This is a genomic window from Paenibacillus phyllosphaerae (genome assembly GCF_014192105.1).
GTDB classification, from domain to species: Bacteria; Bacillota; Bacilli; order Paenibacillales; family Paenibacillaceae; genus Paenibacillus_Z; species Paenibacillus_Z phyllosphaerae.
Genome location: NZ_JACHXK010000034.1, coordinates 1 through 23,949, shown reverse-complemented (window position 1 = coordinate 23,949; position 23,949 = coordinate 1). Strand labels below are relative to the sequence as shown.

The 23,949-nt window shown below is 56.4% G+C and carries 20 protein-coding genes; 6 read left to right on the top strand and 14 right to left on the bottom strand.

Features of this window, described 5'->3' with window-relative positions; genetic code table 11:
* Nucleotides 1-67: 67 nt before the first annotated feature.
* The 12 genes from FHS18_RS32475 to FHS18_RS32420 form a co-directional block, all read right to left on the bottom strand.
* On the bottom strand, nucleotides 68-1,396 hold the full coding sequence (locus FHS18_RS32475) for a phytoene desaturase family protein (RefSeq protein WP_183604563.1): 1,329 nt from the start codon (nucleotides 1,394-1,396) through the stop codon (nucleotides 68-70).
* A gap of 245 nt (nucleotides 1,397-1,641) precedes the next feature.
* A complete protein-coding gene (locus FHS18_RS32470; protein WP_183604580.1) occupies nucleotides 1,642-2,535 on the bottom strand; it encodes an RNA polymerase sigma-70 factor in 894 nt (297 codons plus the stop codon).
* Between the two features lie 192 nt (nucleotides 2,536-2,727).
* Nucleotides 2,728-4,236, bottom strand: a complete 1,509-nt coding sequence (melA, locus tag FHS18_RS32465; RefSeq protein WP_183604562.1) for an alpha-glucosidase/alpha-galactosidase — start codon at nucleotides 4,234-4,236, stop codon at nucleotides 2,728-2,730.
* A gap of 78 nt (nucleotides 4,237-4,314) precedes the next feature.
* Nucleotides 4,315-5,244: an AraC family transcriptional regulator gene (locus FHS18_RS32460; RefSeq protein ID WP_183604561.1), complete on the bottom strand. Its 930-nt coding sequence runs from the start codon at nucleotides 5,242-5,244 to the stop codon at nucleotides 4,315-4,317.
* 156 nt (nucleotides 5,245-5,400) lie between these two features.
* A complete protein-coding gene (locus FHS18_RS32455; protein WP_183604560.1) occupies nucleotides 5,401-6,822 on the bottom strand; it encodes a SulP family inorganic anion transporter in 1,422 nt (473 codons plus the stop codon).
* A 147-nt stretch (nucleotides 6,823-6,969) separates the two neighbouring features.
* A complete protein-coding gene (locus FHS18_RS32450; RefSeq protein ID WP_183604559.1) occupies nucleotides 6,970-7,782 on the bottom strand; it encodes a Fe-S oxidoreductase in 813 nt (270 codons plus the stop codon).
* 210 nt (nucleotides 7,783-7,992) lie between these two features.
* Nucleotides 7,993-8,943 (bottom strand): class 1b ribonucleoside-diphosphate reductase subunit beta, encoded by a 951-nt coding sequence (gene nrdF / locus FHS18_RS32445; protein WP_183604579.1) that lies wholly within the window; start codon nucleotides 8,941-8,943, stop codon nucleotides 7,993-7,995.
* Nucleotides 8,944-8,986: 43 nt separating this feature from the next.
* The gene (gene nrdE, locus FHS18_RS32440; protein ID WP_183604558.1) at nucleotides 8,987-11,071 is read right to left on the bottom strand and encodes a class 1b ribonucleoside-diphosphate reductase subunit alpha; all 2,085 of its coding nucleotides are present in this window, start codon (nucleotides 11,069-11,071) and stop codon (nucleotides 8,987-8,989) included.
* The gene (gene nrdI, locus FHS18_RS32435) at nucleotides 11,058-11,417 is read right to left on the bottom strand and encodes a class Ib ribonucleoside-diphosphate reductase assembly flavoprotein NrdI (RefSeq protein WP_183604557.1); all 360 of its coding nucleotides are present in this window, start codon (nucleotides 11,415-11,417) and stop codon (nucleotides 11,058-11,060) included. The genes nrdE and nrdI overlap by 14 nt, the downstream gene beginning before the upstream one ends.
* A 656-nt stretch (nucleotides 11,418-12,073) precedes the next feature.
* Nucleotides 12,074-15,457, bottom strand: a complete 3,384-nt coding sequence (locus FHS18_RS32430) for a glycoside hydrolase family 44 protein (protein ID WP_183604556.1) — start codon at nucleotides 15,455-15,457, stop codon at nucleotides 12,074-12,076.
* Nucleotides 15,458-15,492: 35 nt separating this feature from the next.
* A complete protein-coding gene (locus tag FHS18_RS32425; RefSeq protein WP_183604555.1) occupies nucleotides 15,493-15,636 on the bottom strand; it encodes a hypothetical protein in 144 nt (47 codons plus the stop codon).
* 10 nt (nucleotides 15,637-15,646) lie between these two features.
* A complete protein-coding gene (locus FHS18_RS32420) occupies nucleotides 15,647-16,333 on the bottom strand; it encodes a response regulator transcription factor (protein ID WP_183604554.1) in 687 nt (228 codons plus the stop codon).
* A gap of 217 nt (nucleotides 16,334-16,550) precedes the next feature.
* Here FHS18_RS32420 and FHS18_RS32415 point away from each other — a divergent pair, with 217 nt between their 5' ends.
* Together FHS18_RS32415 and FHS18_RS32410 are read left to right on the top strand one after the other, a co-directional pair.
* Nucleotides 16,551-17,000, top strand: coding sequence for a hypothetical protein (locus FHS18_RS32415; protein ID WP_183604553.1), 450 nt, complete (start codon nucleotides 16,551-16,553; stop codon nucleotides 16,998-17,000).
* A gap of 156 nt (nucleotides 17,001-17,156) precedes the next feature.
* Entirely contained in the window at nucleotides 17,157-17,489 is a 333-nt protein-coding gene (locus FHS18_RS32410; protein ID WP_183604552.1) for a winged helix-turn-helix transcriptional regulator, read from the top strand.
* A 59-nt stretch (nucleotides 17,490-17,548) separates the two neighbouring features.
* Here the strand turns inward: FHS18_RS32410 and FHS18_RS32405 are convergent, their stop codons facing one another.
* Entirely contained in the window at nucleotides 17,549-18,058 is a 510-nt protein-coding gene (locus FHS18_RS32405; RefSeq protein ID WP_183604551.1) for a CBO0543 family protein, read from the bottom strand.
* A 143-nt stretch (nucleotides 18,059-18,201) separates the two neighbouring features.
* On the opposite strand from FHS18_RS32405, the gene FHS18_RS32400 reads away from it, so the two are divergent.
* The 3 genes from FHS18_RS32400 to FHS18_RS32390 are packed head-to-tail and all read left to right on the top strand — an operon-like array spanning nucleotide 18,202 to nucleotide 22,233.
* Entirely contained in the window at nucleotides 18,202-19,860 is a 1,659-nt protein-coding gene (locus FHS18_RS32400) for a spore germination protein (RefSeq protein ID WP_183604550.1), read from the top strand.
* Nucleotides 19,820-21,079, top strand: a complete 1,260-nt coding sequence (locus FHS18_RS32395; protein ID WP_183604549.1) for a GerAB/ArcD/ProY family transporter — start codon at nucleotides 19,820-19,822, stop codon at nucleotides 21,077-21,079. The genes FHS18_RS32400 and FHS18_RS32395 overlap by 41 nt, the downstream gene beginning before the upstream one ends.
* Nucleotides 21,080-21,084: 5 nt before the next feature.
* Nucleotides 21,085-22,233 (top strand): Ger(x)C family spore germination protein, encoded by a 1,149-nt coding sequence (locus tag FHS18_RS32390; RefSeq protein WP_183604548.1) that lies wholly within the window; start codon nucleotides 21,085-21,087, stop codon nucleotides 22,231-22,233.
* Between the two features lie 50 nt (nucleotides 22,234-22,283).
* Here the strand turns inward: FHS18_RS32390 and FHS18_RS32385 are convergent, their stop codons facing one another.
* Nucleotides 22,284-22,862, bottom strand: a complete 579-nt coding sequence (locus tag FHS18_RS32385) for an RNA polymerase sigma factor (protein WP_183604547.1) — start codon at nucleotides 22,860-22,862, stop codon at nucleotides 22,284-22,286.
* Between the two features lie 135 nt (nucleotides 22,863-22,997).
* Between FHS18_RS32385 and sdaAB the strand changes: the two genes are divergently transcribed.
* Complete coding sequence (sdaAB, locus tag FHS18_RS32380; RefSeq protein WP_183604546.1) at nucleotides 22,998-23,678, top strand: L-serine ammonia-lyase, iron-sulfur-dependent subunit beta; 681 nt, start codon at nucleotides 22,998-23,000, stop codon at nucleotides 23,676-23,678.
* The last annotated feature ends 271 nt before the right edge of the window (nucleotides 23,679-23,949 follow it).

Below are 23,949 nucleotides of genomic sequence, written 5' to 3'. Positions count from 1 at the left end.
TCGATGAAACATTCAAGCGGCCGTTCGATTGAGCGGCCGCTTGTTTATTGTTCTGCTCGAATCGTCACTACACCGATACTAGCTTGTCATCGGCTGCGGCATGAGGACTGTGTTCCCTGAACTGAAGCACACGCCGTGCCGCCCGCTCGGCACTTGCGGCGGCAGCGTCGGACAGTAGCTCATCCTCATGTCCCAGCCAATCCCCTGCAGCGTACAATCCCATAATCTCCGGCACATCCGGTCCCCTGTTCGAATCCGCACTTCCTATATGAGGGTAATCGTGCACAACCGTAATCCGCGGCAAATACTGTTTGGCCACCACCTGCTGCCGCCAACCCGGATGGAGAAAATCCATCACGCTCTCCAGCTGCTGCTCATCCGCCTTCGGATCACTCTCCGAGATGCCATGATACTTGGTCAGATGGATGACCTGCGAACCATCCTCCGTCAACTTCGCCGAAGTCGAATTGTTCGTGAAGAACAGCGGTTGGTCAATACCGACGACAAAATTGCGGCCAGCGACAGGCAGCTGCCTGAGCGTAATATCAAGGCTGGCCACCGTGGAAGGCAGCGCCTGCTCCTTCCACCTGCGAAGAATCGACTCCGAGCCGTCCCGGACGAGCCGCATATTCTCTGCAGGAGAAGCCGTCAGGATAACAGCTTGCGCAGCGAGAAAGCTGCCGTCCGCCATGCGTACTCCCGTCACGCGTCCTCCTTCGTGCTCCACCTGCTTAACGGACTGGCCCAACAGCAGCTGCCCTCCTGCCTCTTGGAACTTCCGCTCCAATTGATCGATAATGGATTGCCAGCCGCCATGGAGATACAGAATCCCGGATTGAAAGGTGCGCTTCAACTGGGAGACGACGGGCCGCGCCAGCTGTCCATCGGGGTTAAGCGTATACGAGGCTGTGCGCATAAGCGCATATAGCACGTTCCGAACGGATGGATGGAGGGTCGTGCGCTCGGCGAATTCCCTTAGGCTCATCCGTTCGATGGAGGCGGGCTTCAGCCTAGCTATATAGACCATAACGCGAACGAGCTCAGCCTTCTCTGCAAGCGACAAATAGGTGCCGGAAGCTACAAGCCTGGGCAGCGATACTAGCTTGCCTCCCCACAACAGCTGTGCTTGCGAACTCGGCGGCGCTGCTCCTTGCAGCTGAACGCCGAGTTCCAGCAAGCTTTGCTCGAACGCTCCGCCAAGATAGTAGGCATGCGCGCCGAGATTCATTCGGCCCCCATGTTTCGTAATCGACCGCGCACGGCCGCCCAATTGCGGCGACCGTTCCAGCAGCAGCACCTTGCCGCCAGCGCGCGCAAGTTTGCAGGCGGCCAGCAGTCCAGCGAGCCCCCCTCCGATCACAATCGTCCGCTCCTTCTCCGCATGCACATCATTCATCGGCTCTATCCCCTTTTATCCGAAGTGACCTTAAGATCGCGCCGCTTACGCGACAGTCGATGTTGGGTTCCACTTCAAAGACGGGTTAGGAATGGCGTGTGTGACATAGGATCATTGGTTTGCGTTCACAATCAAGATTGGGAATGCAGCATTGATCCGACCGGTCATTGGTTTGCGTTCACAATCAAGATTGGGAATGCAGCATTGATCCGACTTCATTGGTTTCGTACCTGTTGCTTCTCGCCCTATTGCGTTGGCTTGCTTAACTCCACCAGATGCGCCAGCTTCTCCGGGTTCACCACGTAGTACAAATTCGTGATCCGCTCCTCTTCCGCGCGGAAGGTCAACACGCCATGCACCTGTCCGCCCGTATACGTCACGATGCCGGTAAGCCCGTTGAACTCCCGCAGCTCGAACGAATACGAAGCGTCCGCCTTGGAGAGAATGCCGAAGAAGAACCGGCTGATCCGATCTGCCCCGTTAATCGGGTTAACCGCAGCTCGAACTTTGCCGCCGCCGTCGGATTGCAGCACGGCATCATCGGCCAGCACTTCCAGCAGCTGGGGGATGCTTCCGCTCGCCAGCGCGCTCGTGAACCGCTGTACCAGTTCCGTTGTCCGGGCTTGAACGACGCCTGTTGCGATCGGCATCTCCCCGATGCTTCGTTTGGCGCGGCGAAAAATTTGGCGGCAGTTCGTGCTGCTCTTCCCCACGATATCGGCGATCTCGTCATACTCGAACTGCATGACTTCCCGCAGCAGGAAGACAGCGCGCTCGGTCCATGACAGCTGCTGAAGCAGGAGCAGGTAAGCGGTCGACAGCGACTCCTTGAACACATACCGATCCTGCGGATCGTTCAGACCGGATGACGTTTGGTCGGTCATGACAGGCTCGGGCAGCCACGGACCGACGTATAGCTCTCGTTTGTGCCGCGCGGAACGCAGCCGGTCGATGCAGCGGTTCGAGACCATTTTGCACAAATACGCCTTCATATTGCGCACCTGTTCCCCGGACAGCTCCGCAAGCGCGATGAATGCATCCTGCACAATATCTTCCGCATCCGATGCACTGCCGAGCATCCGGTAGGCAAGCCCTACCAGCAGGCTTCGATATTCGACATACAGCTGTTCGGTCTGCACGTTGATCATTCCCTTCCACGCTAACTTCTCTATCTATCAAGACGTTCATGAACCGTCATCTGTGACATACCTACTTGAATATATCATGCCTGGCGCCATCGATGTCGTCATTACCTGTTAAAATTTAGAAACAGCACAAAGAGGCTGAAGTCAGACTCCAGCCTCCACATGACGTTGCGTAAAATCGCTTGCTTAATGCGCTGCCGCAGGGCGCTCCTTCGCTTTGTCCGATTCCCCGGCATTCTTGTTCGCCGAGTCGCGGTCGTGCATCATCTCTTCGACCGATTTGACCGCAAGGCGCGCCGCGCCCTGGTAACCTTCGCGCGTCGGGAGCAGGTTCCCTTGCGCCAGCCGCTCTTTGGCCTCGGCAATCGCCTTCCCGTATTGCGGCAGCCACTGTTCCTGCGCGACGAGCATCTCGTCGACCAGCTGCCAGATCTCCTTCGGATTGCAGACGGCGCCGACGAGCGGATCCATCATCATCGCCTGACGCAACAGCTTATCGTCCCCGTGAATCGCTGCCTCTACGGCCAAGCGCTGCACCGAAATGCTGACGTTGCACACGGCCGCGCAACCGAGCGGCAGATCGCCGACCTGCGGCATGCTGATCCCGTTGCGGTCAACATAACCCGGCGCCTCGATAATCGCATCATCCGGCAGGTTGCTGATGACGCCATTGTTCACGACATTGAAGTGACCACGATAGACGCGACCGGTCTCCAACCCTTCAATAATATAAGAGCCGTGCTCTTCGCCACGATTCTCCGCTTTGTATTCGAACGGCTTATCTTTCATCCAATTCGGGAAGTCGGTCTCGAACCAATTACGACCTTCCGTACATACGCGCAGGTAGCCGCCGGTCTCGCCATTGATCCAGGAGCCGAGGTCGATCCAGTCGTTAATCTCCTCCGGACGTTTGCGATACCAAGGCACATACTCGCTTAAGTGGCCGTTCGATTCCGTTGAGTAGTAACCGAAGCGGCGCAGCATATCGATCCGGACCTTCTCCGTCTGACTGAAATCCGGGTGGCGCTCGAACGCCTCCAGCAGCTTGCCGGTCATATCTTCGCCTTTATGCTTCACCTGGACATACCACGTCTGATGGTTGATGCCCGCGCAAATGATATCGACGTCCTTCTTCTCCAGGCCAAGCGCGGTCGCAATCTGCCAATGTCCGCCCTGCACGCCATGGCACAGGCCGATCGTACGTACGCCGCCGTACTTGTTACAAGCCCACGTCATCATCGCCATCGGGTTCGCATAGTTGAGCAGCAACGCGTTCGGCTCGGCAACCTCGCGGATATCGCGGCAAATATTCATCATCTCCGCAATGCCCCGCTGGCCGTACATGATGCCGCCGGCGCAGAGCGTATCGCCCACGCATTGGTCGATGCCATATTTGAGCGGAATGTCCACGTCGGTCTTGAACGCCTCCAACCCGCCGATCCGCACGACGCAGAAGACGTACCGCGCATCCTTAAGCGCTTCGCGGCGGTCCAGCGACGATTGAATCTGAATCGAGAGCCCATTCTCGTTGATATCCCGTTGGCACAGCTGCGTGACCATCTCCAAGTTATGTGCATTGATGTCTGTAAATGCAACTTCGATCTGATTGAACTCCGGTACCGCGAGCAAATCCCTTAACAAGCCCCGCGTGAATCCGATGCTGCCTGCTCCGATAAAAGCTACTTTGAATGACATGCCAATTGCCTCCTCATCATCTGCTGCTCAGGCCCGAGCGTTTAGCCTCATTGTAGCAGGCGCAGAATGAAGGCGTTGTCACAAATGCAACATGTTGCCGTCATCAATGTCAACTATTGCAACTTTCGATATCCGGCTGTCAAGTTCGACCGAGTGGCGGTATGCAGCAGGCGTAACGCCTGTTAGCCGCTTGAACAACGCGCTGAAATATTGCCGGCTGTTGAGACCGACATAATCGGCGATCTCCGCGATCGGAATATCGGTTCGGCCGAGCAGCATCTTCGCTTTCTCAATCCGGACGACGGCCAAGTACTCCGCCATCGTCTGCTGCATGCTCGGGCGGAAGATCCGCTGCAGATAGACCGGGTGCAAATTGACATGCGCGGCAATATCTTTGGCCTGAATATCGCGATCATAGTTCTGATGGATGTATTGGATGGCAGCCCGCACATACCGGTCCGTCTGGCGGTCGGCACCGCTGCGTTGCACATCCACCGCAAGCCTGGCAATATGGATCAGCAGCTGGGAGATGAGCAGATGCGCCATGCTCGTCCGCTCTTCGGCGCCGCCGTCGAGTTCCAGGACCAAGCTTTTGAGCGTATGCTGCACATCGCTTGGGTCCGACAGGACCACCCACTCCTTCGACTGCCCGAGCATGGCGGAGAGCGCAGGCGTAGAGGACGCCAGCTGCGAGAAGGAAGGATAGATCCCGCTGCATGGGGCAAAAGAAAACTCCACGTTCAGCATACGGCACGGTTCCGTCCGATCCACGACCAGCCGATGCGGCACGCAGGAATCGAGCAGAATGAAGTCGCCGCTGCCCAGACTAAGCAGTTGATCGTACGTCTCCACGATGCAGCTGCCCGAAATCGCGTACATGATTTCAATCTGAGGATGCGCATGGAATCCCATATGGAAATCGACCCACTGCCGATAGTAGTACGCATCGATCTGCGGACGATACTCGCCCTGCAGCCACTTCGGGTCGTATAGGCTGAACCGTTCCATTGCAAGCTCACTCCTTTCGGCTCCAGCTGGGGCAAAACTCACAGCATAATCGTCTTTTGTCTCTATCTAAAGCATAAAGCACCACGCCTCATCGGTAAATGAGCGTGATGCTTCTTAGGGGTTATTTTTTATGTTAGCTAGCGTGATGAAGCACCGCTACCTGACCGGCTGAACTTTCTGCTGCTCTGGCTTGCGAACGACGACTTTCTTGCCCGCACGCGTCAGACGATCCACCGTCTTGGTGAGCGCCAGCTCTGCCGTATGGTCCCATACGCGCGTCTGCGTCAGATCGATATGAACCTCTTCGGCCTTACAGCCATGCTCGATCTTCGCTTCCAACTCGGAGGCCGAGGCGAAGAACAGCTGACCCTGAATCCGGTAGATGCGACGTTCGCCTTGCCATTCGCTATGAATCTGAACCTTGGAAGCCTGAACCGCGAACCAGACGAAGCTGACCAACACACCGGCAATGACGCCAAGCGCCAAGTCATGCGTCAGGACAACGGTACCGACCGTAACCAGCATCACGATCGTCTCGCTGGCCGGAACCGCACGCATATTGAAAATCGATTTCCAGTCGAAGATGGCTACGCACACCATGAGCATAATGCCGACCAGCGCCGCCATCGGCACAAGCGCGAGCACATCGCCCAAGACAACGACGAGCAGCAGCAGGAACAATGCCGCCACCAATGTCGATAACCGGTTCCGGCCGCCCATCTTCACGTTCAGCACCGACTCCGCCACCAACGCACAGCCGGCCATGCCGCCGAAGAAGCCGGCAACGAAATTCGCGATCCCTTGTCCGCGCATCTCCTTGTTCTTATCCGTCCGCTCGTCGGTCATCTCATCTAGCAGATTGTGTGTCAGCATCGTCTCGGTGAAGCCGACGATCGCAAGCGAGAACGAGGTCGGCAGTATAATCATCAGCGTCTCCCACGTCAGCGGAATATCCGGAATGAGGAAAGCTGGCAGGGAAGCGTCAATCTCGCCGATTCGCGTAACACCGTCCATTCCCGTCACCCACACGGCGAATGTCAGCAATACGACTGCAGCGAGCGGCGACGGAATCGCCTTAAAATAACGCGGCAGCACGTAAATAATGACTAGCGTAACCGCCACGAGCAGATACATCACCCACGACTCACCGCTAAAATACCGAAGCTGCGACAAGAAGATCAGTATCGCCAACGCGTTCACAAACCCGACCAGCACGCCCTGCGGCACGAAGCTCATGAGTCGGCCGAGCTTAAATACGCCCATTAAGTATTGAATGATACCGGTAAGGATGGTTGCCGCGAATAAGTACTGAATCCCGTGTTCTTCGACCAGCGACAGCATGAGGACTGCCATCGAGCCAGCCGCTGCCGAGATCATTCCCGGCCGTCCGCCCAGGAACGTAATGAGCAGCAGTATACATATCGTTGCATAGATACCGACCTGCGGCGGAACGCCCGCCATAAATGAAAACGCGAGCGAATCCGGAATCAAGGCCAACGTCGCGGTCATTCCCGCCAATACATTGCCCTTTACATTCGTCGTCCATTGCTCGCGCCAATTGCCAAGCTGCACAATCATTCACCTCTTCCAAACAAAAATCAGGACTTTCCCAAAGTGTCGGCCGTCCAAAATAAATCCACTTTGGTTAGCTTAACCCCGATCTTCACGATTGGTCAAGTTAACAATTGGCAGTCTATATGTTTAACTTCATTAACGTTAACGTTCTTAATTCCCTGTTGCCGCCGCTGCCAACTGTGCTTCACGGGCCGCCTCGCGTCTTGCGGCACGATCGCTCTCCTTCAGCTTCGGACAGCTGAAACAGTAATCGTTGCTGCCGGTCTTGTAATACATGCAACATACGTTCTTCATCCGCATCTGTTTGTTCGAATCGCGCAGATCCTCGATCCAGCGCGGCTTCACCGTGAACGGGTTCTTCGGCCGTTCCATGATGGCCGGATCCAGCTGCCGCAGCAGCTCGTAATCGTCAGCCAGCCGGTTCTTGATCGAACAATCGTCGAGCTGACCCAGCAGATAGTCAATATAATAATTGGAATACGTCGGCATCTGGCCCCATAGGTGGCCGATCGGAATGCCCGATATATCCGCGATCGATCGGAATAATGGAAGAATGGTCTGACTGTAGAAGGACGCCAGCGATTGCTGAACCCAATCCGCACGTGCCTCGCCTTCTGGGCCGGCTTCAACTGCTTCCGGCATGCAGAATGCAATCTTGTAGTAGGTACCCATCGAAATCAGCTGCAAGGTGATCTGCTCAGGAGATACGATTAGCCTTTGGTTATAGAGCGACATCGCCGCCTGATAGCCAAGGGCAAAACTGCCGAATGTGCTGCCGAAGATCGCGCCGGCCGCATCCATCGTGTGTGCTTTCAGTAGAGGCGCGTATTCATCCAGAAACTGCTGCATCGCATCGGCACGAAGCAGGTCTGCTGCGTTAACCGTTAGAATCGCATGCTCCTGCTGCGAGAATCGAATACCGAATGTCTGCTCCAGCTTACCGTAATCCATATCACCTGTCATATCCGCAAGCCTCCAGCTGATTATAATTCTCATTCTCAACTCATTATAAACGATTCTCACTCAAATGAGAACTACTTTCAACGAAACATACAAACAAAAGTACAAAATCCATTTCGCTCTCCTCTCCGCTTGTCCCCTATGCCAAAAAAGCGCCTCTCCCAATGGGAGAAGCGCTTCGATATCGTAAGCAACGTTCGGTTGCAGATGAGACTAGAATTTGAAATCGTCGTCCGTCAGCGGCTCGACGTGGATCGTGCGGACATAGCCATTGCCCTTCTTCGAGAAGAAGTCATGCTGCTTCGTCCGGGTGCTGATGCCGTTGAATACGATCGGGTTGACATCCTCTTCCGGGAAGAATGGATCCAGGCCGAGGTTCATCAGTGCCTTGTTCGCATTATAGCGGACGAACTTCTTCACTTCCTCCGTCAGGCCGATCGCGCCGTACAGCTCTTCCGTATAGCGCATTTCGTTCGCGTGCAGGAATTGCAGCAGGCCATTGAACGTCTCGAGCACTTCGCGCTGCTCGTCCGCATCCAGCTTGGCGAACTGCTCCTGTGCGAGTACGCCGACGTATAGGCCGTGAATGCTCTCGTCACGCAGAATAAGGTCAATGATCTCGCCGGAGCTTGTCATCTTGCCTTGACCGGCCAGATAGAGCGGGTAGAAGAAACCGCTGTAGAACAAGTAGCTCTCAAGCAGAACCGATGCGGCCATTGCCAGATACAGGCTCTTCGGCGTCTCGATATCCTTGTAGTACTGGGAGATCGTCTCGGCCTTCAGCTGCAGACATTCGTTGCCCTCCACCCAGCGGAAGACACCGTCAATCTCTTCAGTCGTCGCGAGTGTGGTGAAAATGCTGCTGTACGACTTCGCATGAATCTGCTCCATCATGCCCATAAAGCCGAGCACCGCCTTGCGCTGCAGGCCTTCTACATGCTCGAGAATCTTCGGCATGCCGACGCCGCCCTGCACCGTATCAAGCAGCGTAAGGCCGCCCAGCACTTTCATATACAGCTCGCGCTCTGCCTCGTTCAGCGTAAGCCATGCCATTTTGTCGTCGGAGAGCGGAATCTCGTCGTCCGTCCAAAACTGCATAATATTTTGATTCCAGAAGGTGATCGTAAAATCATCATCCGGTCGGTTCCAATTGACAGCCTTCATGCTCATGCGTGGTTCCCCTTCCTTAGCCTTACGCGGGGCCCAATTACACCGCGCAGCTAATGCACTCCTCGACCGATAGACGATTCGTGCGTGTATAGTAGAGCGACTTCAGCCCTTTGCTGGCCGCGTAGATATAGTAACGTGCCAGCTGGCGCGTTGTCACGTCCGAATTGACGTGCAGGACGGTCGAGATGCCTTGGTCGACATGCGGCTGGATTTCAGCGATCATATCAAGCACTTTGAACTGGTCCATCTGGTAAGCCGATTTGTAGAAGAAGAAATTCTCCTTGTTCATGAACGGCATCGGGTAGTACGTCGTCGAGTTCGCATACGTGCGCGTCTCGATCTGCTCGACGATCGGCATGACGCTGCTCGTCGCATTCTGGATATACGAGATGCTCTGCGTCGGCGCGATCGCCATCCGGTAAGCATGGTACAGGCCGTGCTTCATGACGAGCTCGCGCAGCTGCGCCCATTCGGTCGGCGATGGGATGTCCATGCCCTCGAACAGCGCTTTGACTTTGTCGGAAGTCGGACGGTAGTCCGTGCTCACGTAACGGTCGAAGTATACGCCGCTCGCATAGTCGGACTTCTCGAAGCCTTCGAACGTCATGTTGGCATCACGCGCGATCTCCATGCTTTTCTCGATCGAGTAGAAGTTCATCATCATGAAGAACGTGCGGGCGAACTCCTTCGCTTCTTCGCTCTCGTAGGCGAGTTTGTTCTTCGCGAGGAATCCGTGCAGGTTCATCGCGCCGAGGCCGACGGAATGCAAGTCACGGTTCGCTTTGGCCACGCCAGGCGCATTGCCGATCACCGACATGTCGCTCACGGACGTCAGCGCAATCATGCCCTCGTGCACCGATTCGCGCAGCTTCTTGTGCTCCATGACGTTCGCGATGTTAAGCGAAGCCAGGTTACAGCTGATATCGCGGTTGATGATGTCCTCCGTGCCGTAGTCGTTAATGATGGATGTCTCTTGCAGCTGGAAGATCTCCGTGCACAGGTTCGACATCTTGATCTGGCCGATGCCCGACAGCGCGTGCGCCGCGTTCGCATTCGTCTTGTTCATCATATATGGATAGCCCGATTCGAGCTGGATCTGTGCAATCTTCACGAGCATGTCGCGCGCGCTCATGATGACTTTCTTCTTCACGCGGTCGTCGGCGAGCAGCGTGTCGTACATCTCGTCGAGGTTCATGTCGTCCAAATGCTGGCCATAGGCCTTGTACACCGTGTAAGGCGCGAATACGTGCAGCATCTCGTTCGCTTCAGCGAGCTTATAGAAGCGGTTCGGCACGATCAGGCCGATCGACAGCGTCTTGATCCGCGACTTCTCGTCGGCATTGATCTTCTTGCTGTCGAGGAACTCCATCACGTCCCAGCCGAAGATGTTGTAGTACGCTGCGCCGGAGCCTTTGCGCTGGCCCATCTGGTCGGCATAGGAGAACGCGTCCTCCATCAGCTTCAATACGGGCATAATGCCCTTCGCCGCGCCTTCAACGCCCTTGATCGACTCGCCGCGTCCGCGCAGCTTCGACAGGTTGACGGCTACGCCGCCGCCGATCTTCGACAGCTGCATGCATGTCGCCAGCACATAGTTGATCGAGTTCAGCGAATCGTCGGCTTCGAGCAGGAAGCACGACACGAGCTCGCCGCGGCGGCTCTTGCCCGCATTAAGGAACGTCGGGGTCGCCGGCTGCAGGCGCTGCTCCATCATCGATGTCGCAAGCACGCAAGCCGTATCGGCATTGCCTTGTGCCAGATGAAGCGCCACGATTGCGACGCGGTCCGCGTAATGCTCGAGGTAGAGCGAATGGTCATTGCTCTTCACCGCATAGTCCGTGTAGAACTTCGAAGCAGCCATATAGGATGGGAAGCGGAAGTTGAAATCATGCGTGACGCGATATACAGCCTCAACCTGCTCCTCTGTATACTTGTCGTACAAATTCTCATAGTAGTCGTTATCGATCATATAACGGACTTTCTCCGCCGTGCTCGTGAACACGACGCTCTTCCGGTATACCTCTTCCATGAAAGCTTCTACCGCTTCCTGATCACGTTCCAATTGGAAAAACCCGTCTGCATCACGCTGCATAAGCAGATTGTTCAATTCAATATGCTTCAACCGCACGCACCTCCTGTTCAAATCTTTCGACGTCTCTGGCCGTGCCGGCCAGTTCGAATTTATGCAATACCGGGACTCCGTACATACGAGATATAGTGTCTGCGCTTCCGGCAAACTTCTCGCCCCAGTTCCGATTTCCGCTTGCACAAACGCCACGAAGACGCCCATGATTCCGCTCGAGGAACGTCATTACTTTGTCTGGCACCTGGCCGAAGCCGGTGGTATAGGTGACGAGCACGAACGGCTCATCCAGCGTCATTGCCTCTTCGATTTTAACGGCACGCCCCTTGACCTTTTCGACAAATCTTCTTACGTTCCCGGTTCTGGAATCATACGCGATCACCATAGCACAACTCTCTCCTTATCTTAAAAATACTACGAGTAGATTCGTATGTATTTATACACATGCTAGTTGACCACAAACCAGATGTAGTCGACAGGAATTAAATCTATATCAAGATATAGTGTTTGTCAATTAGCTTACCCTCTCAAAACCGGCGCAAGGGCTCTAGTATCCAGTAGCCGCGCCACTTTGCTAGAATAGAAAAATTTTTCGACAAAAAGCGCTCCAAATTGTAACGATCGGCGGTAAGCCTTTTCACTACGGGAACTCCGGGGATTCCTGCTAAATTGGAACTTTTTTCAGAAAATATTTTTGCTTGTGGACAGCCTGTGGATGGACCTAGGACAGTTTGTGGATGCGGTGTGGACAGCTTGTGGATGGGACGATCCTCTCACCTGCTCCGCCATCATCCGACAAAGGCCCAAAATCTATATCTTGTGTCTGCCCGGGCCGTGTCCCACCTCTACATTATATCCATCGCCTTTGCGTTTTGTGCACGTTTTGCGAACAAAAGTTCGCATTTTATTATTGGACAGGTGCATGCCAATATGGAACGCCGCGACAAATAGACAAATAGCCGCACAGATCAAACGACCTGTACAGCTATTCGGTGTGGCGAATGAGGTTACCCATCCGCCGCTGGCGCTATGCCTTCGGGATTACTCCGCGGACAGCACGATGTGGTAAGCCGTCAGTTTCGGGATCGCCAAGTTTAGCTCATTGCCTTCGATGCCGGCGATCGGCGCTTGCTCCTGCACGTCCGGCGAGTCGCCGCCAAGCGCGAAGATACGGGCCGACGTGTACGAGGTGCTGCCGGCAATGTCGAGCTTTGCGTTCATCGTATGATCGTAGTTCTTGTTCATCACGATGAGATGCAGCGTGCCGTCGTCCTCGCGGAAGACCGAACCGTAGATCGAACTGTTCTCGATATCGTTCGTCTCCGTCTTCACCAGCGTATCGCCATACTTGCCGTTAGCCCCGTCGTAGTTGTTGTACAGCCGGTAGGCCGCGCTGACGTAAGGCGCTTCTTCGAGTGTATTGTCCATTTTCCAGAAGGTAGAGAGATAGACGCCGAATTTGCCGAAAATACCGAGCACGTCCGCTGCCGCAAGTCCGCCCGTAATATGGTTCTCTCCGCCGAAATTGTGCTCCGTAAAGGCCAGCTTCGTCCCCGGATTGTATTGGCCGATCGATTGCTGCAGCCTCGGGATCATCGGCAGGAACTGGCTCGACCAGCGGCCGATCCACGTATTCTCGATGAAGCTTGCGTCCCACAAGGAGCGCGGCGCTTGCAGCCGCAGCTTATTGAGCTCGATATTGTCGTTGGACGCGCTGTTCGTTACCCGCGTGCCGCTTGCATCGCTAATCTCCGGATACCAATGAAGATCAAGCACGTCGAGCAGACGCTTGCCGGATTTCTCCGATTCCTTGCGCATATTGTCGAGGTAGTAATCGATATACCAGTCGTAGCTGTCCTTGAACTGTACCCAGTCCGTCGACGCCTGCATGTCGTAGTACTCGCTGAATCCGTACAGTACCGGACCGAACAATTCCGAGCTCGGGTCGACGGCCTTCACCGCCTTGGCAAGGGCCACCCCTTTGCTTAAGATCTCCACGCTGAGCGGCTGATCCGGATGCATCCGGTTGTGCGTCTCCGTCCACAGTCCCGGCTCATTGTCGATCGCATAGCCTTTAATGCCGGTCTTGGACGAGGCCGGTCCGAATGTATTCACCAGCAGGTTTACGAATTCGTCCATGTATACTTTGCCGTCGTTCAGATCCGGCGTCAGGCTCAGCGGCGCGCCTTTCGCTGGCGCGACTTCCACCCAACGGGACGATGGCGCACGTTCGGAATCCCTCACGGTGCCGTTATAATCGGCTGCGGCATAACCGGCCGTCTGAAGCGTCACGAGCGAATAAGCGCCCTTCTTGAGCGACTGCTCATGGAATCCGATCGCCGCGATGCCCGGTACCTTCCACTGCGCCTCCGGAATATTGCCATAGTACCACGGGACGAAGCCGTCATTATGGTGGATCCAGTCCGAACCGGAATTGGAGGCATTGTTCTCCCAGTTATACGTGGACATCCGGTTGCCGCCCATCCGCCTGGCCGTAAAATTCTCCGTCCCCGTCATATCCTCGTTCGCCCCGTAAATATACGGGCTGATCGGGGCGCGGCCCGCTTCCGGGTCAACGGTGAACGCAACATCGAACGCGCCGGTCACCTGACGGGTCGTGTTGGCGCGCACCTCGTCGCTCCAAGCGCCCTTGTCGGCGCCGTCTACGCCGCGGACCCGGTAGTGATGCACCGTGCCGGAGGCTAGGCCTTCATGCGCATAAGTCAGCTGCGTGCTTGGCAGATCGATCATCGTACCGTCGATATCGAGCTGATAGCCGCTCACCTTAACGGGAGAAGCGTTCCAGCTTAACGTAACGGTGCTGCTCGTCGTCTTCGCCTTCACGTTCACCGGTGCCGGGATCGCCGTAAGTCCGGTCGTGCGGACGGCGATCGGCGCGCTCCATATGCTGTACGCATCGCCTTTGCGCGTCCGAATTTTGTACTTGTGCGGGGTGCCTGGGCTCAAATAGCTGTCAATGTAACCGGCTGTCGTAATGTTCTTGACCGCAATGCCGTCAGCGAGCAGCTCATAGCTGTCTGCGCCATCGACCGGTTCCCACGTAAACACGACGCTCGAGGAAGTTGGAACGGCCTTAATGCCTGCCGGCGCAGCCGGCATATCAAGCAGTTCCGGCTCGCTGCCCCATTGCAGAACGCCGTCTACATAAGCGGTAACCAGCTGGCTTGGCTCCGGGTCGGAGGCTCCGGAATAGGAATAGTCGTTCGTCTGGTCCATGCTCGACCAGTCCGGCTTATGGAACCACGTATAGACGCCGGTCTGTTTGCCTGGAGCAAGCGAACCTGCCGCTTCCGAAAAGCCGATCTCCAGATAGTAGTCCGCCTTCGCCGAAGGGATCGGCATCTTCTCGAACTTGGTCGTGACCAGCGACTTGGAGCCGAGCATCGTCCAGAAGTCCACGGACAGTTCTTGCTCCCCGTCGATTGTGAAATAGTAACGCAGCTTAATCGCGGACAGCTTGAGCGGCTGCGTGGACGTGTTCTTGATCTCGAAGCCCGGGCTCGGCGCCGCCGTTCTCGGATTGCCGTCGTTCTCGACGCTGACGACGAATCCGCCTGCCGGCGCTTCGGCCTTCGCCTTTACCGTAAGTTGGCCCGCTGAACGGTTCTCATGCAGCAGCTTCGACCGGTCCGCCGAATAGAGCAGCACTTCGACCGTATACCGGCCGACTGCCGTATCCGCGGCCGTAAGCCATGTCAGGGGCAACACCGTTGCCGTACTGCCGAAGGTGCGAGAGTAAGATTCCGAAGCAGCCACCTGGCCGCTCGGGCTGACGATGCGCACTTCCGCTACCGCCGCTGCTGCCGCGCTTGCCTTAATCGACGCCTGAATCGTAGCTGCGGCACCTTGTTCGACTTCAACCGGCGTGATCGCTGCCGCGCTTTCGAACGTGACCGGCTGTTCGCTGCCGCCGTCTCCGCCCGTACCGCCGCCATTGCCGCCTGAACCGCCACCGGTGCCCGTCCCGCCGATCGTGATCGTGGCCGCGGCCGCATGCCACTTGTGCATCCCGCTCCAGCCGGCGCCGAATACGCCGAAGCTGACGATGTAGGTGCCTGCAGGCAGACCGGCCGGTACCTTCCATTCGAAGGCGACCGTCTTCTGTTCGCCGGCCGTTACTTCAATATGGTCTTGGACCGATTGATGGATGCGAGTCAGGCTGGAGTTGAACAATTCGAGGTCCAACAGAAGAGAAGCATTCTCGGAGGGAGTAACCTGAAGATGAATCGTGGTTGTGGTGCCGGGGGCGATAACGGCAGAATCCGCCTGCGCGGAAGTTTCTACCGTCATGGCAGCCCGCGCTTGGCCGATGCCGCCAAACGGCGTCAAGCCGCTGATGGCGAGCAGACAGGCGATCGCGACGAGGAGGACGCGCCCCCACCTGCTGCTAGGTATGCGGTTCATGGAATAAGTGCTCCTTTCAATAAGAGAAGTCAAGGTTACGTGCTTCCCTTATTGTCCGTCCGCAAGCGGTCATATGACCAGTGGCCGCCGTCATCCGTGCCCGCCGTCATCCGTGCCCGCCATGACTCGCTTCGAAGCTTAAGTGCCGTTATTCCTGTATTCTCTTGCCTGATCCGCACCTTCCGCGCCTCAAGGCAGGTCGACCCGATAACCCGCGCCGCGGATCGTCCGGATCAGGCGATGCTCGCGGTCCTCCAACTTCTCGCGCAGCGAGCGGACGTACACCTCGACGATATTGTCTTCTCCGCCGAAGTGATATCCCCATACCTTGTCCAGAATCGTCGCTTTGCTGAGCACGAGGCCATGGTTCGTGACCAGGTAACGCAGCAGCTCGTATTCCGTCGGTGACAGCTCCATAATCCGGTCGTCATACCGGATCTCCTTGCGCCTGTCGTCGATTCGGAACGGACCCGCACAGATCTCACCGAATAATCCGGGCTGGTAGTTGCGCAGACGGGCCGCAATGCGGGCGAGCAGCTCGGTAAAGCTGAACGGCTTCACCATATAATCGTCCGCGCCAAGCGACAGCCCTTTCACCCGATCCTCGACCTCGGCTTTGGCGCTGAGCATAATAACGGCCATACCCGGATCGATCTGCTTCAGCATCCGGCATACCTCGAAGCCGTCCATGCCCGGCATCATGACATCCAGCACCGCCAGATGAGGCTGCTGGTCCTGCGCGACCGCGATGGCGCCGACGCCGTCCGATGCCGTTACGACCGTGAATCCCTCGCTTCGTAAGCCGAGTTCTAGAAACTGCACAATATTAGGCTCGTCGTCCACGAGCAGTATTCGAATATCCGACCATTGCTGCATCCGGCTTTTCTCCCTTCATCAGGTCCTCCCATTATGGCAAGCCAATATGAACGAAGCGTGAACCTTGCCCGGCGATGCCATGCTGCGGATCATTTTAAGGTTATTTTCAGCCACGACTTAGGAAGGTTTCAGGTTTATTTCAGGTTTCCCCTCTATAGTGAAAAGGACGATTATATCTGCGGACGATCAAAGTGACGGACAAGGGGATGAAATGAAGATGGGCCTACGACGCCGGCTGCAGCTGCTCGCTCGCTTGGCAGGAGCACTCGTTCTATTGGCAGGGAGTACCGCTTTGCTGCTTTACGTGGAATCCGATCTGTTCTTCGGGAGCCGGCCGTCCTATGGCGCTTCTTCATCCGCTTCCTCGACTGTCCATCACGCTTACGTTGCGCCGCATCGGCCGGATGCGCCCGCCTTGCAACCCGAACGTTTCCTGTACAGCCTGCTTGGCACGAATCCCGGATTCTTCGCTAAGCTGTGTTCCCATATTGCGGCCGACCTCATCGCGGTCAGCCTGATCCTGCTCGTGACGGCCCGTCTTATTCCGCTCCTGCGCGAGTTGCTGCAGCCGTTCCGCGCGCGGATCGCCAATAAGAAGCGGCTATTAGCCGCCAATGCCGAGCACGAAGAGGATCAGAGCTCCCTCGGCGCAGCAGCCGCGCTATAAGTTCAATCCGCCGCCCGAAGAAGCGTGCTTCGTCCCCCTGCCGTTTAAGCAGGAGGAATAAGGCACGCTTTTTGTACGTTAGGCTTCTATATTGTCATTTGCATCTATGCTATACTTTGCTTGCTGTGCGAATGTCCGTAAAGGAGATTTAATCGTATGACCAAAAGCAATTATATTCCTAAAGAACCCGTCGACATCGAATGTAATATTGAACGGACGCTCCATGTCATCGGAGGCAAGTGGGCTTTCCTCGTCCTGCGGGAGCTATTCTGCGGCACGAAGCGCTTCGGCGAACTGCAGCGTCTCATTCCCGATGTCAGTCCGCGGGCGCTCACCAGCACCCTCCGCCATCTGGAGGAGCAAGGCGTGCTCGAGCGTCATGTCTTCCCGACCGTCCCCGTTACCGTCGAATACACCTTAACCCCCAAGGGCGAGGATCTCCATCAGATTCTCAAAGAAATGAAGCTGTGGGCGGCCAAATGGGCGTAGTTCCCCTATCCCCCAACAGAATAAGGGCCGCATGCTTCGATACGAGGCAGCGGTCCTTCTTACTTCAGCGGCACATGGAAGAGAAATAGCCACACCGCAGCCGCTCCAATGCTCAGCAGATAAGCCAATCGCGGCCGGTTATGGTGCAGCAGCAGCATCGGGAACATCTCGAAATAGAAGCCGAGCGACCACAGCAAATTCCAGCCGTTATCGTAGGAGATCCGCTCCAACAGGAAGAACGATCCTTCCCATATCATATAGAGCAAGATCCATGCGAAGATATACAGCAGCCGTTTCACCCGTGAAGCTTGCTTCGGATATAGACTGAGGAACAACAGCGCCGTAAGCGGCAGGAAGAAGTAGGAATACATCAGCTCAATCGTATGATGGCTTTTGACAGGGCGGTCCAGTTCATAAATCCAGAGCGGGTATTCTTTGCAGAAGTAGTTGTATGTCAAGTCGCATACGACGATATAGAGCATCGTCGCATGGTAGGTCTTCCAATTGGCTAGGGCGCCTCGCTTCCAATTGATGAGCAGCAAAAGTGCCGAGACGGCCATATGCAGCATGCGTCTTCCCTCGATTCATATTCCACATTATTCCAAATATTATAATCAAATACCAATCCTTGCATACCCGTATCCTTCATTCCACACCAATTCTTCATACTTCTGCCCTCATTTGGGAACACTCCCCTTGAGGTGATCCGTCTATGACCGCAGGGCGTCAATCGATTTTGTCCCGCCTCCATAATCGCCATCAGTCCATTCGCAGCCGGGTGCTCGACCAGCATTTTGCCGATCAGCTCGAGGGCATGGAGAACGTTACGCTCTCCGAAAGTTTGGACGAGAATACGAAGCAGTTGAAGTTCATATTGGGCCAAAGCCAGGATCTGGTCTACCGCTTCTTCCAGCTTGGCCCCATCGGAGACAAACGGGCGATGCTGGTCTATATCGACGGACTCGTGAAGGCGGAAATCATCGATGAATTTGTCATTCAATCCGGTATGTACGACCAGCAGAACGTTCCGGCCGCTAACGCCAACGTCCTCTCCCATCTCCAGATTCGGGGGATTCCGGTTCACGAATCGGCCTATATCGAGCTGCTCGGCGATGCGGTGCATGCCATCCTGTGCGGCGATGGCGCCTTATTCGTCGACGGGGATGCGCATGCGCTGATCGTTAATATTCGCGGATGGGGGATGCGCAACATTTCGGAGCCGGCGACCGAATCGGTCGTCCGCGGCCCCCGCGAAGGGTTCACCGAGACGCTGAGGACGAATACGGCCCTCATCCGGCGGCGGCTGAAAGATCCGATGCTGCGGGTCGAGCAGCTGCAGGTCGGCAAACGTAGCCGGACCGATGTGGCCGTTATCTATATTGAAGGCTTGACCAATCCGAAAATCGTCAAGGAAGTGCTGAAGCGGATCCGCAGCATCGATATCGACGCCATTCTGGAAAGCGGCTATATCGAGCAGCTTATTCAGGATAACGGCTGGACGCCGTTCCCGCTGATGCAGAATACCGAGCGCCCGGACAAGGCGGTATCGCATCTGCTCGAAGGGAAAGTCGTCATTATTTCGGACGGGACGCCTTTCGTGCTAATTGCCCCTGCCGTGTTCACCCAGTTCTATCACAGTCCCGAGGACTATTACGAACGGTTCAGCATCGGCACGTTGATCCGGCTCATCCGCATTATCAGCATGGCGATGGCGCTGCTCCTCCCTTCGCTCTATATCGCCTTCAGCTCCTTCCATCCCGAGATGATTCCGTCCCGGCTCGTCATCGCGATGGCGGCAGGCCGGTCAACCGTGCCTTTCCCGTCCATAATCGAGGCATTCCTGATGGAAGTGACGATGGAGATCCTGCGTGAGGCGAGCGTACGGCTGCCGGGACCGATCGGCCCTACGATCGGCATCGTCGGAGCGCTGGTCGTCGGACAAGCGGCGGTGCAAGCCGGCATCGTCAGTCCGATCATGGTCATTGTCGTCGCGCTAACGACGATCGGTTCCTTCGCGTCGCCAAGCTACAGCGCCGCCATTGCGCTGAGGATGCTGCGGTTCCCGATCATGATTGCCGCCGCTCTGTTCGGCTTATACGGGATTATGCTGTTGCTCATCATTATCATCATTCATCTGTGCTGGCTGAAATCGTTCGGGGTGCCCTATCTGTCGCCGCTTACGCCGACGCGCCTGTCCGATCTGAAGGATACCCTGATCCGCACGCCGCTGAATTGGATGAAGAGACGGCCGGCCATGTTCCTGCCGCGCGATCAAGTCCGCTACAACAAGCCCCAGCCTTCCGATGGAGAACAGACAGGAGAGAGCCAAGATGAACGAAGCGATAGTCATGAGCCCCACCCCATCGGATGAAGACCTAGACGATTCCGTCCCCTTCCGGATGAACAACCGCCAGTCGGGGGCATTGATCGCCAGCACCATCATCGGTGTCGGCGTATTGACGCTGCCGCGTTCCACCGCATCGTACGCGGCACAGAACGGTTGGATTTCCGCGCTCATCGGTTCGGTATTCGCCATGCTGCTGCTAAGCCTCATCAGCACGTTAGTACGGCGCCATCCCGGCATGAGCATGGTCGGATTCACGCGGCAGTTGCTGACCCCCGGGCGCCACAAGCGCATCGGGCTATTGCTGGCCCTGCCTTTCCTGCTGTCCTATGCGCTCTATTGGACCTCGGGAACGGCGCTCGTCGCCAGAATTTTCGGAGAGGTGGTCACGACGACGGTCCTGAAGCGAACGCCGCTCGAAGTCATTATCGGCACGATGCTGATCACCGCTTTCATTCTGGTGATGCACGACATTGAAGTGCTCGTGCGCGTCAACGAAGTCCTGCTGCCGCTCATCGTTATCCCGCTTGCCATCATCGGTCTATCCTCGTTGCAAAGCGCGCAGCTGGTTAACCTCCTCCCGATGTTTCAGGTGAACTGGTGGGGATTCCTCAAAGGTACCGCCCTTTCGACCACCTCGTACCTGGGCTTCGAGATGCTGATGATCTTCGGCGCTATCGGCGAGCAATCCGGCAAGCCCCTGCGCTACCATCTTCTAGGCGTGGCGGTCCCTGGACTGGTCTACTCCCTCATCGTCTTCTCCGGCATTGCCGTATTCGGGGTGGACGAATTGGAACTGCTTGCCTGGCCGACGCTTGAATTGGTCAAGACGACCGAAGTGCCGGGCTTGATTCTGGAGAGGCTCGAATCGGCCTTTCTTGCCGTCTGGGTCGCAGCCGTCTTCACGACGCTCGGCAACTTGTATTACGGCACGTGCACCATGCTCAAGGAGATCATGGGCCTGAAGCATCACCGGTGGATTGCGCTTGCCCTGTTGCCGCTGTTCTATTGGACTTCCCTTCAAGCACCCAATGTGCAAGTCCTGTTCGAACTCATGTCCCGATGGGATCTGTTCGGATTGTTTAACGCCTCCGTCATTCCGCTGTTCCTCCTGATCCTCTCGTTCATGCGGCGCCATGGCAAGGAGACTCCTCATCCCGAAAATGAGGCCAACGAGGATAGAGCCGCAACTGCGGCCGCGGCTGCGTTATCCGATCCGCCCGAAATGCCTATGCAGAAGGAGTGAACCCTATGCCGCTCGCGCGCCGGATTTGCCCCATCTTCCTGCTGCTATCAGCCATGTCGGTGCTGCTATGCGGCTGCTGGGACCGCCGTGAGATTGAAGAGAGAACTTCTGTCGTTGCCGTCGGTATCGATACGGTGCAAGGTCATAAGGAACTGATCGAGGTGTCTGTCCAAATCCCGATTCCGATTCGCATTGCCGGCTCCGGCGGGGCGGGAACGGGCGGCGGGAACGGGAAGACCGTTCAAGTGGAAAGCGCGCGCGGCCGCACCGTACTCGATGCGATGAAGAATTTGCAGAAGAAGCTGAACCAGCAGCTTTTCTACGGGCATACGCGGGTAATCGCCATCAGCGAGGACGCGGCCCGACTAGGCGTCAACTCGTTGTTCGATCCGTTCCGGCGGGACCCGGAGATCCGCCGCCTGTTATGGCTGCTCGTTATCAAGGGCAAAGCGTTCGACGCGCTCAACATTAACCCGAACCTCGAGCAAATCCCCACCGTCTATATCATGACAATGATCGAGAACGGATCGAAGGCGGGCACGATTACGGATGTCAATCTGGGGCAGTTTTTTATCAAGCTGACGACGGATGGCCGACAGCCGTTCCTGAACTATTTTCAGGTCAAGGCGGGGAGTCTGCGGTGGAACGGGATTGCGTTATTCCGGGATGATCAGATGGTCGGCACGCTCAATGACGAGCAGTCATGGTCACTCCTTAGGCTCGCGGAGAAGAAGAACGGATCGAATATTACGTACAATTACGATAATGATCCCGCCAAGAAGGTGACGCTCAGCATGGATTATCTGCGGCGCAGAGAGAAAATCAGCTATAAGAATGATCAGGTTCAGGTTCATATCCGGGTCGATATGGAGAGCAATCTGCTGGAGAAGACGTTCGATAGCAACCTATTCAAGGCTTCGGAGATCAAGAAGCTCGAACAAGGCGCGGAGGTATATTTGGAGAAGAATGCGATGTCCTTGATTCAGGCGCTGCAAAAGACGTACCGCACCGATGCGCTCGGCATCGGCGCACGCGTTCGCGCCTTCCACCCCGAGATATGGAAGAAAGTCAATTGGAACGAGGCATTCACGGAAGCGAACATAACGGTCGATTTTCGCGTCAACCTGCGCAATACCGGGATGGAGATGCAGTAAGATGGGGAAAACGGGCTTCGTGGAAGGCGATTAAGGCAGGGAACGGCCACCTACCCTAAGCTCATCATGGCATTCGTCCACCGCTCCACGGAGATTTGCGGACTCTTCGGTCGTTTTTTCGCGGCACGGTCCGGCTTCATGCCTGGATCGTATTGGCTGAGCGCACGCTTGCGGAGCGTCGACTTCGAGCGGTGAAGCACCATTTTGACAGCCGGCACCGTGCAATTGAGCTGCTGCGCGATATCCTGATAGGAGTAACCTAGCACCTCGGCCAGCAGCAGCATCTCGACCTCGCGCTCGGACAAATAATCGGCCATCCACTCGAGGAGCCCCCTGACGGAGGCATAGTTCTGGTCGTGATACGGCCGCTGCAGCGCCTCATCGATGGATACGGTAATCCCGCGTCTGCGGCGGTGGGCATCGATCGTCAGATTGCGGGCGATTTTGTACAGGAGCGATCTCGGGTGGCTGAACTCGCCGACCTTCTGATAATGCTGGAAAGCCCGGAGCAGCACATCCTGGAACAGATCTTCCGCCTCCCATCTCGATGCCGTCAAATAGCTGCAATAGGTGCGCAAAGGTTGAAAATGCGGCTTAACCGCATCCTCGAATTCTATCCATGGCTGCATGCTCGGTCTCCTCCTTCGGTTCATATGCGCTTAGTGTAACAGCCCAATATGAACATCATGTGACTAGCTGCCGGAAGCGGCCGCTCGCATGGATATCAAGTTCGGAGGACATCCGCAAGAAAGGAAGCTTGGCGTATGAGATTCAAGGACGTCTTCTCTATCATCGGTCCCGCCATGATCGGACCTTCCAGCTCGCATACGGCCGGCGCCGCGCGAATTGGCCGCGCCGCGCGCCAGCTCCTCGGCGCGCAGCCCGCGGAGGCCCAGATTCTGTTCTACGGCTCGTTCGCCGCCACCTACCGCGGACACGGGACCGATACCGCGATCGTCGGCGGACTGCTCGACTTCGCCACCGATGACCCTCGCTTGCCGGATGCGCTCTTCGTCGCCGAGCAGCAGGGCATGAAGGTGAGCTTCGATCAAGGGCACGGCCTGCATCCGCATCCGAATACGGCCAGGCTGATTCTGCATGCGGCCGACGGGGAACCTTCGCGACGGTTAACGCTGGTCGGCACCTCCATCGGAGGCGGCAATATCGAGATCGTGGAAGTGAACGGCTTCTCGGTCAAGCTGACGGGCGCTTACCCTACGCTCGTCATCCGCCATCAGGATGCCCTCGGCGTGATCGCCGACATGACCCAGCTGTTGAAGCAAGCCGGCCTCAATATCGGCCATATGTCCGTCGACCGCAAAGGACGGAGCCAGGAAGCGATGACCGCGCTAGAGCTTGACGGGCCCATTCCCGCCTCGCTGATCGAAGGGATTCTGGAGCATCCTGCTGTTACGCGTGTTGATCAGATGGACCTGGGTGGCTAGGGATGCGTCCCTTGTGACCCTCTGGGTGGGAGCTAGGGAGGGATTCTCCCTTGCGACCCACTGATTGAGGGGCTGCGCCCCTTTAACCCCCGCTTTATCCTCGCCCCTTCCCCCTCCATTGGAGGGGAACCAGAGGGCAACCGCCCTCTGGACACCCGTAATTGGCGTTATACGATACGCGGCCGTCTTCGATGTGTCCTTCGTATTATTAGGTCAGCCAGAGTTTTCTGGTTGGCCTATTTTTATAGGCATCTTACGATGGTGGTAGCCG